Source organism: Aquimarina sp. TRL1, assembly GCF_013365535.1.
GTDB classification, from domain to species: domain Bacteria; phylum Bacteroidota; class Bacteroidia; order Flavobacteriales; family Flavobacteriaceae; genus Aquimarina; species Aquimarina hainanensis.
Map to the genome: position 1 here is coordinate 3,312,915 of NZ_CP053590.1, position 14,095 is coordinate 3,327,009.

10 protein-coding genes are annotated in these 14,095 nt (G+C 33.5%); 6 read left to right on the forward strand and 4 right to left on the reverse strand.

Annotated features, from left to right (window positions below; all coding sequences use genetic code 11):
• Positions 1-55: 55 nt before the first annotated feature.
• A complete protein-coding gene (locus tag HN014_RS13420) occupies positions 56-3,487 on the forward strand; it encodes a methylmalonyl-CoA mutase family protein (RefSeq protein WP_176029368.1) in 3,432 nt (1,143 codons plus the stop codon).
• Positions 3,488-3,811: 324 nt separating this feature from the next.
• On the opposite strand, the gene HN014_RS13425 is transcribed toward HN014_RS13420, so the two are convergent.
• From HN014_RS13425 to HN014_RS13440, 4 genes are all read right to left on the reverse strand, one after another.
• Complete coding sequence (locus HN014_RS13425; protein ID WP_176029369.1) at positions 3,812-4,519, reverse strand: hypothetical protein; 708 nt, start codon at positions 4,517-4,519, stop codon at positions 3,812-3,814.
• Positions 4,520-4,716: 197 nt separating this feature from the next.
• Positions 4,717-6,564 carry a histidine kinase gene (locus HN014_RS13430; RefSeq protein ID WP_176029370.1) on the reverse strand — a complete coding sequence of 616 codons (1,848 nt, stop codon included), beginning with the start codon at positions 6,562-6,564 and terminating at the stop codon, positions 4,717-4,719.
• 35 nt (positions 6,565-6,599) lie between these two features.
• Complete coding sequence (locus HN014_RS13435; protein ID WP_176029371.1) at positions 6,600-7,349, reverse strand: LytTR family DNA-binding domain-containing protein; 750 nt, start codon at positions 7,347-7,349, stop codon at positions 6,600-6,602.
• A 378-nt stretch (positions 7,350-7,727) separates the two neighbouring features.
• Complete coding sequence (locus tag HN014_RS13440) at positions 7,728-8,159, reverse strand: hypothetical protein (RefSeq protein WP_176029372.1); 432 nt, start codon at positions 8,157-8,159, stop codon at positions 7,728-7,730.
• A 134-nt stretch (positions 8,160-8,293) separates the two neighbouring features.
• On the opposite strand from HN014_RS13440, the gene HN014_RS13445 reads away from it, so the two are divergent.
• From HN014_RS13445 to HN014_RS13465, 5 genes are all read left to right on the forward strand, one after another.
• Positions 8,294-8,734: an Lrp/AsnC family transcriptional regulator gene (locus HN014_RS13445; RefSeq protein ID WP_176029373.1), complete on the forward strand. Its 441-nt coding sequence runs from the start codon at positions 8,294-8,296 to the stop codon at positions 8,732-8,734.
• Positions 8,735-8,919: 185 nt separating this feature from the next.
• Positions 8,920-10,068: a hypothetical protein gene (locus HN014_RS13450; protein ID WP_254884004.1), complete on the forward strand. Its 1,149-nt coding sequence runs from the start codon at positions 8,920-8,922 to the stop codon at positions 10,066-10,068.
• A 95-nt stretch (positions 10,069-10,163) separates the two neighbouring features.
• Positions 10,164-11,717 carry a sodium:alanine symporter family protein gene (locus HN014_RS13455; RefSeq protein WP_254884005.1) on the forward strand — a complete coding sequence of 518 codons (1,554 nt, stop codon included), beginning with the start codon at positions 10,164-10,166 and terminating at the stop codon, positions 11,715-11,717.
• A gap of 46 nt (positions 11,718-11,763) precedes the next feature.
• Positions 11,764-12,957, forward strand: coding sequence for a DUF418 domain-containing protein (locus HN014_RS13460; protein ID WP_176029374.1), 1,194 nt, complete (start codon positions 11,764-11,766; stop codon positions 12,955-12,957).
• Between the two features lie 374 nt (positions 12,958-13,331).
• A complete protein-coding gene (locus HN014_RS13465; protein ID WP_176029375.1) occupies positions 13,332-13,874 on the forward strand; it encodes a sigma-70 family RNA polymerase sigma factor in 543 nt (180 codons plus the stop codon).
• Positions 13,875-14,095 lie beyond the last annotated feature (221 nt).

A 14,095-nucleotide genomic window follows, 5' to 3' on the forward strand; every position in this document is an offset into this window, starting at 1 on the left:
CATTTTTGATGTGTATTTCGTAAATTAGCAGCACTAAAAATACTTTTTATAGCCAATGGAACAGATTGCACCTTATAAACCCAAAAACAAAGTCAGAATTGTTACAGCAGCTTCTTTATTTGATGGTCATGATGCGGCGATCAATATTATGAGAAGAATTATTCAGTCTACAGGAGTAGAAGTAATTCACTTAGGTCATGATCGCAGTGTAGAAGAAGTGGTTAATTGTGCCATACAAGAAGATGCAAATGCAATTGCGATGACATCGTATCAAGGGGGACACACAGAATATTTTAAATATATGTTCGATTTGCTAAAAGAAAAAGGAGCAACACATATTAAGATATTCGGAGGTGGAGGAGGAGTAATCCTTCCGGAAGAGATCAAAGAATTAATGGACTATGGAATAACCAGAATTTATTCTCCGGATGACGGTCGTGAGATGGGGTTACAGGGGATGATTAATGATCTGGTAGCGAATGCAGATTTCCCGATAGGAGATTCCCTTAATGGAGAAGTAAACCATTTGGAGGAAAAAAATATTGGAGCAATAGCAAGAGTGATTTCTTCTGCAGAAAACTTTCCTGATATTGCCAGAGAGACCTTGGAGCAGATTCATGAAAAGAATAAGGATAGTACTATTCCTGTATTGGGAATTACAGGAACCGGAGGAGCAGGAAAATCTTCATTGGTAGATGAATTGGTGAGAAGGTTTCTGATTGATTTTCCTGATAAGACAATCGGTCTTATCTCAGTGGATCCATCTAAGAGAAAAACAGGAGGAGCCTTATTAGGAGATAGAATTCGAATGAATGCAATCAACTCTCCCAGAGTGTATATGCGTTCTCTGGCTACAAGACAGTCCAATTTGGCATTGTCTAAATATGTAGCAGAAGCAATAGAAGTATTAAAAGCAGCAAAGTTTGACCTTATTATTCTGGAAACATCCGGAATAGGACAGTCTGATACCGAGATATTAGAACACAGTGATACCTCTCTTTATGTAATGACACCAGAGTTTGGTGCAGCGACACAATTAGAGAAAATCGACATGTTGGACTTTGCAGATCTGGTAGCGATTAATAAATTTGATAAACGCGGTGCCCTGGATGCATTGAGAGATGTGAAAAAACAGTACATGCGCAATCATAATTTATGGCATGTAAATCAAGATGATTTACCTGTGTTTGGAACCATCGCTTCTCAGTTTAATGATCCGGGAATGAATACGCTGTATAAGTCGATTATGGATAAAATCGCAGAAAAAACAGCCTCAGGACTAGTGTCGAAATTTCATATCTCTAAGGAGATGTCCGAAAAGATTTTTGTAATACCTCCAAGTAGAACCCGATACTTATCAGAAATATCAGAGAATAACAGGTCTTATGATAAAAGAGTAAATACGCAGGTTGAGGTAGCTCAAAAATTATTCGGAATTTATAAAACCATGTGCAGTGTAGCAGAAACAGAGTTACTGTTGACCAAAAATGGGATTGAAGAAGAAGGATTGAAGGCAGCAGAGACTACTGAAAATGCAGATTTCTTAAAGTTATTGCTGGCTGAATTTGATCGGGTAAAACTCAATCTGGATCCTCATAACTGGGAAGTGATCACTGGTTGGAAGGACAAAGTAAAAAAATATAAAGACCCTATCTATACATTTAAAGTAAGAGATAAGGAGATAAAAATAGAAACACATACCAAATCACTATCACATTCTGATATTCCAAAAGTAGCTTTGCCAAAATACGAAGCCTGGGGAGATATTCTGAGATGGTGTTTGCAGGAAAATGTTCCTGGAGAGTTCCCATTTGCTTCTGGTTTATATCCGTTTAAAAGAACGGGAGAAGACCCTACCCGTATGTTTGCTGGAGAAGGAGGACCGGAACGTACCAACAGACGTTTTCACTATGTGAGTTTGGGAATGCCGGCAAAGCGTCTTTCCACAGCTTTTGATTCAGTAACTCTATACGGAAATGACCCGGGAGAGCGACCTGATATTTATGGAAAAATAGGAAATGCAGGAGTGTCTATCTGCTGTCTTGATGATGCCAAAAAATTATATTCTGGTTTTGATCTGACTCATGCTCTGACTTCGGTAAGTATGACAATTAACGGACCAGCTCCTATGTTGTTAGCTTTCTTTATGAATGCAGCCATTGATCAGAACTGTGAAAAATATATCAAAGAAAACGGGCTGGAAAAAGAAGTTACAGCAAAAATAGAGAAGATTTTTAAGGAGAAAGGAGTAGAACGCCCGAAATACCAGGGAGAACTGCCAGAAGGAAATGATGGTTTAGGACTGATGCTTCTCGGAGTAACCGGAGATGAGGTATTGCCTCAAGACGTATATGATGAAATAAAACAAAATACGCTGAATACAGTAAGAGGAACGATACAAGCAGATATTCTAAAAGAAGATCAGGCTCAAAATACCTGTATCTTCTCTACAGAGTTTGCACTGCGACTAATGGGAGATGTTCAGGAGTATTTTATAAATAAACAAGTCCGTAATTTCTACTCAGTTTCAATTTCCGGATATCATATTGCCGAAGCAGGAGCAAATCCGATTACCCAATTAGCCTTGACATTGGCAAATGGATTTACTTATGTGGAGTATTACTTGAGTAGAGGAATGGATATTAATAAATTCGGACCGAACTTATCATTCTTCTTCTCTAATGGAATTGATCCAGAATATGCAGTGATCGGTCGGGTTGCCAGAAAAATCTGGGCAAAAGCCTTAAAGTATAAATACGGAGCAAACCCCAGAGCACAGATGTTGAAATATCATATTCAGACATCAGGACGTTCATTACATGCTCAGGAAATTGACTTTAATGATATCCGAACAACCTTACAGGCGCTATATGCGATTTATGATAATTGTAATTCATTACATACAAATGCATATGATGAAGCAATTACTACTCCTACAGAAGAATCTGTACGAAGAGCTATGGCAATACAGTTAATTATTAATAAGGAATTAGGACTTGCTAAAAATGAAAACCCAATTCAGGGATCCTTTATTATTGAAGAGTTAACAGATCTTGTAGAAGAAGCCGTACTTACAGAGTTTGATCGAATTACAGAAAGAGGAGGAGTACTGGGAGCAATGGAAACGATGTATCAACGCAGTAAAATACAAGAAGAGAGTTTGTATTATGAAACACTGAAGCATTCGGGAGAGTTTCCGATTATCGGGGTAAATACATTCTTGAGCTCTAAAGGTTCTCCAACCGTACGACCTGCGGAAGTAATCAGGGCAACCGAAGAAGAAAAAGAATATCAGATTACTGCGCTGACGAATTTACATAAGAAGAATACGGAAGCGGCAGGAGATTTATTAAAATCCTTGCAGGATGCCGCCATTAATAACAGAAATATTTTTGATGAGCTGATGGAAGTATGTAAAAAATGTTCGCTGGGTCAGATTACCGCTTCTTTATTCGAAGTAGGAGGACAATATAGAAGAAATATGTAAGTATAATGAATCAATGAAATAATCTACCCTCGGCATCAGTCGGGGGTATTTTTTTATCAGTAAAACCACCTCAAAAAAACAGAAAGTGCTATCTAGTACTATTGTACTATTTTTGATTTTAAATTTACTCATAACCTAGATTCACAAGTAAATTATTTGAATTCTTTACAAAGAAAAGCCTTGCAAAATTTGCAAGGCGCTAAAACTTTCACCTATTTAAGTGTAATCCACAACTAATTAAATTATATCTTTCTTAGAACTTAAGGCTATTGAAAAAAGACAGTCAAATTAATGACTGCCTTTAAAAGAAACTTTTATTTACTACTAATTACCACATCCAAAAGTTAAATATTCGGTTTGTTGGTACTGTGTAATTTCATATTTGTCCCACTGATAGCTATGCTGACTATCTAGCAAATCATTAGGGTATGAATACATATATGATCCGCCTGAAATTGATGTTGGATTTGGCGATTGCATTTGTGGCGTCATGTCTACATGAAACCTATCTACTCCCCATCCATCTGTACCTTTTAATCCAATTGCTGTACCTGTTGATTGAATTGTTGCCCAACATATAGGATTACTTAAGTTCACTTTTAAAAGAAAATAATCTGTGTTACCTTCTTCGAAATCATTTATTCCAACTCGGTCTAAACGTTTCACAAAAGTTAACACACCTCTATCGGTTTGAAACTTTACTCTGGCATGCACTATACCATCTGTTCCGTGATTATTTATATTACTAGTTTTTGTAATAACTCTATATTTTAATATACTTCTTGGAAACTTTCCATTTTGCCCTTCTTTTCTTATATAATCTTTAGTTGCTTGTTCAAATTGAGCTAATGCTTCTTCTTTTGATACGTCTTTAGAAAAGGTTCTGTGTAATACGATCTCAACATTATCAGACTCTTTTTCAAAAGAATTTGCATCTTCAATAGCAATATTTTCGTTTTCAGAGTTTAATTTACTTCTTTCACAAGACAGAATTGCCAGTGATGCTAAGGCTAATAACAATGTTTTTCTCATGTCGTTTTTTTGGTTATAGTTATTTTATCGATGTTATAATAAGACTTATGCTACAATTAACATATATAGTATTATGGTCTCAAAACTATAACTGAAGTATTAAAAAAATAAGGAGCAATTAACCAATTAAGTATTTGAATTGATTAATGTTACTTTTCAATTGATATGTATTAAAAAGATCGATTTTCTCTGTCTCGTTAATCGAAATCTAGCTGTATTGGAATTTTAATTATTACTGTGGTACCTATTTCATTGCCATTGTCGTCGGTTTTATCAATAAAACGAACCTGATTGTTTACAGACGTATTAAGGTTTTTTAATCTGTTACTAGTAACCTCAATTCCTCGGGATACTTTATGTTTCATTAAAGTTTTAAATGCTATAGAGGCTTTTCTGCCTATTCCATTATCATCTACCTCACAACATATGTAAGACTCCTCTTTTTTAAACGTAATGGTTAATTGTTTATCATCATCTTTCTTGTTTAACAACCCATGCAAGATGGCGTTTTCAACAAAAGGCTGGACAATTAACATAGGAACTTCTGTAGTATCTGGTTCTAACTCATCTTGTATATTAATCGTATAATTAAACGTATGATGAAACCGAAGCCGTTCTAATTCTATGTATTGTTTTAATAGCTTTATTTCTTCCGATAAAAATACTGTATCTTCAAACGAACTATCTAATACTTTTCGGGTTAATGAACTAAACTTGCTTAAGTATTGTATGGCTAAGTCTTTTTTATCAGACAAAATTAAATGCTGAATAGACACTAATGAATTAAAAATAAAATGAGGATTTATTTGAGACCTTAACGCTTTGTTATTATTTATAAAAGATTCTTTTTGAAAGTACAACTTGGCTTTATATTCTTGATGAACTTTGTAAGCTAAACCTATTGCAAAAATTGTAATCTCTAGAGTACCTCCTAGTATCATATACTCTACTTTTTTAAAAAACATTAGCGCTAAAGCTCCAATCATATATAAAAAAGACCCGCAAACTATAAAGTAGGTCAAATGATTCTTAGCATATTTAATTAAATAAATCATGCCCCCTATTCCAAATATCGTCATGATAATGCGTTGTATATTCATGACATATATGTTCATTTCAAAATGGTTAAACAGAAAAAATATAGAATCAAGACCTATTATAAACACCAATACATATGTAATTGTTTTAAGTATTTGATTAAGCTTAGGGTACGCTGTTTTAGTAGATAAATAATAAGACACAAAGATTACATAACACAGATTAATAAACACTTGTGATATTTCATTAACCCAATAAAAGGCTAGCCGATTGTCTCCAAACATAAAATACTTTATCCTAAATACATCACCTGTTAAATACACAAACAACCAAAAAACATAAAGCGAATAAAACAAAAACTCTGTCCGTTTTGAAATTATAAAAAATGCAAACGTGAGGATAAATACAATTAAACAGACCCCGCTAAACATATGCCTAAGGGCAAACATTTTAAGTTGTTCCCAATCGTAATAGGCATCTTGTAATAGTATTGTACTTGGAGAGGTGTAATAAAATTTAATGCTTGAAATAGGTTTAAACTTTGTAATATACTTTATCTTAAGGTATATATACCTGTTATCGATTAGTTGTTTAGTAGTAAACGAAAAGTCACTATAGTGTAAAACAGGATTTGATATATTACTAATTTGAAACCTGCCGACCATTTTTTCGGATATATTGCCATTTGTATTATAATAAACCGATGCATAATCATATTTTTCCGGTACCAAATACCAAATACTATCTTTTATATGGTTAAGCTGCTGTGTTAAGTCAATTTTAATCCAATATATTTTTTTAGGATGTGTTTTACGGTTATTATAATAATCTATAGATTTAAACCGACTATTATATTGCAATACCTCTTCTATGGTTAATGTGTCGGTAGAAGTTTCAAATAGCCTATAAGGCAATTCAGCTTGAAAATGAGTTGGTAAATCTTGCGTAGCAATACTGTTATAAATTAATATAAAGACACCAACTATAGCTGTTATATATGTAGACATTGTGTTTTAGAAAAGAGCTAAAGAATTCACTCTTACTATAAATAACTCATAGCATGTATAAATGTGTCTTTTTTAGCTTTTGAAATATTAATATGGTCATTATTACTCATCAAAATATACCCGCCATCTGATTTTACATACTTTTTTACTTCATTAAGGTTTATTAAATAACTATTATGAACCCTCATAAAGCTTTTATTTACCAGTAAGTTTTCATATTCTTTTAAATGTTTACTAACTAAAACCGAAGTTTTATTTTTTAAGAAAAATGAAGTGTAAGAACCATTGGCTTTACAATAAATAATATTTTCTATATCTATAAACTCGAAGTTATCTACAGTTGACAGGCAGAGCTTCTGAAGTTTTGGTTGCTCTTTTAAATTATGTATAAGTGTTTCTAATTTGTTTTTATATAATTCCTCACTTTTCTCTTTTTTGGCTTTTTTAATTGCGATTTCGAGCTCATCAACATCTATAGGTTTTAACAAATAGTCTAACGAACTAAATTTAATTGCTTTTAATGCGTAATGCTTAAAAGCAGTTATAAATATGATATTAAAGCGTATTGGATTTATTTTTATAAGAATATCAAAACCGGTTCCTGATTGTAATTCTATATCTAAAAATACGATATCTGGATTATTAATTGCAATTGCAGATACAGCATCGTCTACAGAGTCTACAGACGCCATTATAGTAATGTCACTAAATCTATTTTTAAGTATGTTGCTTAATACTTCCCTGCTATGACTTTCATCATCAACAATGATTGCTTTTAATCCCATGAACTACTAATACTATTTTAGTTTATCTTGGAGGTGATTCAAGCTTTTTAATTAATCATTTTTAAATATTATTTTTATTAAAATACTACTATTTTTCAACTATTTATTAGTTAGTTAAGTCAAAAGCTTGAATCACTTCCTTTTGTTATAAATTATAACGTAATAAATTTAAAATATTTTAATCTAATTCTTTAGTGTACGTAAATGAAGTGAACTAAATTTTTAGAAGAAATAAAATGATTTTTAGGTGATTACGATGTTATTACACGTAAATCTCTAAAAACAATTCGTTTGTACACAATGCTAGACAAAGATACAATTGAAATGAAAATAGCTCCCTGTATTCCGAATATGGGAAGAGGTCAGTCTTTAAACTGTCTAAGGATTGGAGGTATCATATTGAGCAGACCACAGCCAAAATAACTCTCTCACTTTGGAAAGTTCTTTTTTTAACAACCGGATCATATTTTTATCCGTTTTTTGGTGATGATCAAAATGCTCAATGCAATTTCTTAACGAAGAAATGGTTCGTTCGATTTTGGATAGATTCTCAAACGTCATAGATGGGTTTTTAGAAACCTCTGCTATATTGATAGATTCTACTAACTGTAGTGAATGCATGGTGATATAAGAAGAAAACCGATCAGATAATTGATTGGAACGCTTCATTTCCAAAACATTTTTATTGTTAGAAAAATGAGTCGCAACACTTCTGCTGATTTTAAAAAACTGAATGGCTTTTTTTGATAACCTCCTGCCTAAGGAAGCTTTATGAGAAGATGTACTCGAATATAGGGGCGACTTTGGCATGACGTATATAATAATGTGTTGTGTTTTAGTTATATCAAAATTAAGAACAAGATTTTTATTTATATCTTTAACTTTTAAAGCCAAAGTTTGTTTTTGGTTTAAAAATTATTGTATAAATACTTATTTGTTAAAATATGAAGGTTGACAAGTTAAGCTGGGATATTTTAGAAAGTTTACAGGAAAATGCCCGGTTGTCGAATGCAGAAATAGGGCGAAAAATAGGGTTGAGTTCCCCGGCAGTTGCAGAACGAATTAAAAAAATGGAAGACTGTGGAATCCTACAAGGGTATAAAGCAGATGTTTCTCATATGAAATTAGATTATCAGCTTAAAGCATTTATTAGTCTCAAAGCCTTTATGGGAAGATTAAAACCGTTTTTAGCAAAGGTTTCTGACTTTACGGAAGTATTGAATTGTTATAGAATTACCGGAAATGAAAACATCATTATGGAGGTGGTCTTGCAGGATCAATTGCATTTACAGGAATTTATCGATAAGTTGATTACGTATGGAGAGGCAAAAACAAGTATTGTATTATCTCATATTGTAGAAAACAAACCGATAACCAAGTACTAACAAAAAGATATATTGATCTAGGGAATATTTATATATGAACTAGCTGTTAGTAGATCTATAGATATACTCCTGAAACGGGTTTTGTCGTATGTGTATTTCAGTAAACTCAAATGATAAATAGTATTATTTTTATTTTCTACAGAGGGAAAGATTGTAGCGCATGAATAAAAAAAACACCAGATAGAATGTTGCATTTTATACTAGAAAACTCAGTAACAGCAATTGCATGTTTGATAACTGCTTTTGTGATACAGCGAATTTATCACAAAGAGAAACAACGGAAAGACCCCATGAGAACAGTGGATGGAATTAAGTGGTTTGGATTAGCTATATGGGCATGGGGAATTGGAGCATTAGTAAATCTGGTGTTGATATATGGATTGAGGATGCAAATCACGGATAAAATTGTTATTTATTTCGGAGTTCTTTTCTCATTGGTCAATTCATTATTTATTCTACTGTCATTACCATCTATAGAGCATTATAAAAGAAGAAATATCATTGTTCGAATGGTAGAACGCTTTTCTGAGCGGGAGTTTTCTATATTTTTTGGAGGGATTCTCATGATGATCACTTTTGTTTTTATAATGGCTTCTTATAATAATCAGGCGATTAGTAATAGTTTTATTTGGGGAATAGACATTCCTATTTCTGTGGTGGTAGCTTTCTCATTGCTCAATGAGTTAAAAGAAGCATTTATCAATAGAAAAATGAAGTTTATGTACCTTCCATGTTTTGCATTGTTCTTATTGATTATTGTAGCGGTCACCCTTAGAATTATTCCTCAGAATCAGATTGATCAGATTGTATCCCCAGAATTTTGGGCATTAGTAAGAGTAACAACCGCATTATCTTATAAAATCCTTTTTATCTTATTGTTTTCTATTTTGTTATACAGCTGGAAATTTCTTTCAGAAAAAGAACTAAAAGAAAGTACTATTGGGAAGCTGGAGGGAGAGAAAAAGAAACTGGTAAAAGAGATACGACAGTTGCGAATTGCGAATGAAAGCCACCTTTCTACTATTGACATGTTGCAGAAAAAGCGAAGAGAAGCGATAGAAAAGGTTAGGGATTTAGAAAAAGCAACGAGGATTGTATTGTCGGATCGCCAGAAAGAAGTTTTAGGTAATTTAGGAGTTTGTGGTAGTGATAAGTCGTATACGGAAATAGCAGAGGCAATGCGTATAAGTGTTGATGGATTCCAGGCACATATTTATCAAATTAAAAAAATACTAAATATTAGTGGAGCAGGAGGAAAAGAGCAACTCATTGCATTTGCGGTAGAACACAATTTATTAGAACATGCCACCATATCATTAAAATCGGATGAGTAAGCATATACTTAAGTACTAGTGTTTATGAAAAAACAGTAGGGAGTAACCTTTTGAATATATGGAGGTAAGGGCATATTTGTGTCAAATTTTATAAGATGAAATTTGATATGACACGTTTTTTTACTGCTGTTGTTGCTCTTTTTTTGGGGGGATCAGAAGGGTATGCAAAAGCTTATCAGGAGCCTACCATAGATGCGCAAATTAATGAGAGTTTTCAGGAAGCAACTTCGTGGTTTTCGGATGCAATTTTTGCCGAAATCCCTATTACATCTCAGGTAGGAATTCCTTGGACCTTGGTAGTACTACTATTGGGAGCCACGTATTTTACCATTTATTTTAGAGGGATTAATATTCGCAAATTTTGGACAGCAATTCAGGTGGTCCGGGGCGTATATGATGCTTCAGAACATCATGAGAAAGAAAAAGGAGAGGTAAGTCACTTTCAGGCATTGACAGCTGCTTTGTCTGCAACTGTAGGCTTAGGGAATATAGCAGGGGTGGCTATCGCATTGTCAATAGGAGGACCAGGAGCTACCTTGTGGATGATTCTTGTCGGTTTTCTTGGAATGGCTTCCAAATTTGTAGAATGTACATTGGGAGTGTCTTATAGAGAGATTAACTCAGCAGGGACTGTTTTTGGAGGTCCTATGTATTACCTGACAAAAGGCTTGGAAAAGAAAGGAATGAAAAAGTTAGGGCGGGTGTTAGCGATTGTCTTTGCTGTAATGTGTATAGGAGGCTCTTTTGGAGGAGGAAATATGTTTCAGATTAATCAGGCATTTATGCTCTTTGAACATGTAACCGGAGGAGAACATAGTATTGTTTATAACAGAGGGTGGTTCTTTGGATTGATTATGGCAGTTTTAGTAGGAATTGTAATTATTGGTGGGATTAAAAAAATAGCCAGTGTCACGGATAAAATCGTTCCGGCTATGGTCGTGATGTACGTATTGGCTGTCATTACTGTTATCGGAATTAACTATAGAGAAATACCAACAGCTATAGAAACAATTTTTTATGGAGCGTTTACAGCAAAAGGGGTTAGTGGAGGATTTATAGGAGTATTGATTCAGGGGTTGAGAAGAGGTGCTTTTTCTAATGAAGCAGGAGTAGGTTCAGCTTCTATAGCTCATGCTGCCGTAAAAACAACATTCCCTGCAAGTGAAGGACTGGTGGCATTGTTGGAACCATTTATAGATACTGTAGTTATATGTACCATGACAGCGTTGGCATTGGTTATTACAAATCAAATAACTGTAGGTAGTAGTATCTCGGACGCAGAAGGAGTATTATTAACAGCCAGAGCATTAGAAAGTGGAATTTCATGGTTCCCATATGTGTTGTCTTTTGCTGTGATTTTGTTTGCATTTTCTTCCATGATCTCCTGGTCTTATTATGGATATCAAGCCTGGTCATTTTTATTCGGAAGATCAAAAAAAATGGAATACCTGTACAAAAGTATTTTTTGTGTATTTGTCATTATTGGAGGAGCAGCAAGCCTTACCTCAGTAACCCATTTCTCGGATGCGATGATCTTTGCAATGTTAGTGCCTAATATGATTGGTCTTGTAATACTAGCCCCTAAAGTATTAGATGAGTTACAACGATACGAAACCTATATTCGAATGAAACGAAATCGTAAACAATAAAAGAGTAATTGTCCATTTTTTCGAGTAGAAAATACAGATTAGATATATGGAATATAAGCGAATAGAATCATTAGATGTCTTAAGGGGAGTTGCCATTCTGGGAATATTAATTATAAATATTCATTATTTCTCAACCCTGACGATAGAACGATATAAACCGATTATTTACGGAGACTTTTCAGGTGCAAATAAATGGCTGTGGATTATATCCTATACGTTCGTAAAACAGCGTTTTATGACCTTGTTTTCTATATTATTTGGTGCAGGGGTTTTTCTGATGTATACCGTTAATAAAAAGAAAGGTAGGGAAGCAACTAAACTACATTATGTGCGGATGTTCTGGTTACTTGTTTTTGGGTGTATACACGCATATCTGATTTGGTGGGGAGATATTTTAGTGAATTATGCACTTTGCGGACTGGTAGTATATGGGGTGAGAAACTTGTCTCCAAAAATAATATTCTGGATAGGAGGGAGTATATTAATAGGGCTACTACTTCCTGATATCTATAAATTTTACATTCAAAAAGCGACAGTAGACATTCCCGAAGAGTTCTGGAACCCTAGTAAAGAAAGTATTACAAATCAGCTGAAGGAGTTTTCCGGCTCATGGTGGGAAGAAACACCTAAAAGGATTAATAAAGCACTATATTATCAAACTACTTCCTTCTATACCTATAGTTTTTGGAGAGTTAGTGGATTAATGATGATCGGTATGGGGCTCGTAAAAACAGGGTTTATAACAGGAAAATTGTCAAAAAAAAGATACTATAATGATCTGATTATTAGCATGGCTATTGGGTTGCCTATGAGCGTGTTGAGTGTGTATTTATACCTGGATAGTAATTTTGATTATGCGATGTTTTCTACCTCTGTATATATCTTGTTTTATATAAGTTCAATGGTAATGGCATACACATATATATGTATACTTATTTTATGTATTCAATCGTCTTTGTTTAAAAAAGCAAGAAAAGGATTGAGTAATCTGGGAAGGATGGCTTTTACTAATTACATCTTGCAGAACGTAATTTGTTCCCTTCTGTTTTATGGGTATGGATTGGGGTATTATGGCAAAGTTGATCGGGTGTTTTTATTGTATACTGTATTGGTAATATGGGGAGTGCAATTATTGTACACTACAATATGGCTGCATTTTTTTAGGTACGGTCCTTTAGAATGGTTGTGGAAGTCCTTAACCTATGGAAAAAAATTACCATTCAAAAAAGGAAAGGAATGATTTTTCAGGATGTAATTTGGCATGAGATTTGTTTTATAAATAGTGATAAGTTTATATTTCTTGTGTGAGGACATTAGTATGGGAAAACTAAAGAGAGTACAAGATAAAAGATAAGCCACCTCAGATTCTGTGGGTGGCTTTTTTTTGAAAAAAATAAAAATAAATGCGTCTTTTTTGGTTTTTTTGAGTCTACTATATGAACTTTAAAAATACTTAAAATGAAAATAGATAAATGTACCTGTAACTGTGCATCTTGCCAGGAAGGAAATTGTGAAGGATGCAGCTGTGCCGATTGTAACTGTCATGCATGTAATTGTTAATTAAAAAAATCACACAGCTTTGTCAATAGGATAAAGCTGTGTTCTTACTATACTATGAGTACAACACAAATTTGGAATACATATAAAGATGAAATTTCCTCTTTTATAAGAAGAAAGGTAAATGATACTCATGTTGCCGAAGATTTAATTCAGGAGACATTTATAAAAGTACATTTGAAAATTGGAAAGGTAAAAGATAAGACAAAAATCAGAGCCTGGATATATGCGATTGCAAGAAATGGGATATATGATTTCTTTAAAAAACAAGCCCTGCCTGTACCTATAGATACTGTACAATTAGCAGAAGAAGTAACAATACATGAGCATACCGAAAAAGACTGTCTGCCCGGAATAATACGTACCTTACCAGAACGATATAAAAAAGTTGTATATCTGTCTGATATAAAAGGAATGAAAGCTAAAGAAATTGCTACAATACTAAACAGCCCTTTATCGACGATAAAATCAAAAATTCAAAGAGGTAGAGAATTGGTAAAAAAAGGATTTATTGATTGTTGTGATTATCAGGTCAATAAAGAAGGTAAATTAATAGGAGAGAGAAAGCATAAAAACGAATGCAAAGTCTGCATGGAATAATCATAATAGAAAAATTAAAATTGCATTTCATCGATAAAATATGTTTTTTATCGATGTTTTTTTATGTTATTGGTTTGTGATTACGGAAAAACCGTATCTAACTATTTATATTTGAACCAGTTAATAAGATACTGTAAAACTTTCTGTTAAGTCATTTTTTTGAACTTATGACGATAAGTGCGAAGATATTGATTTATATACGGTTTAGGGTAAATAATGTG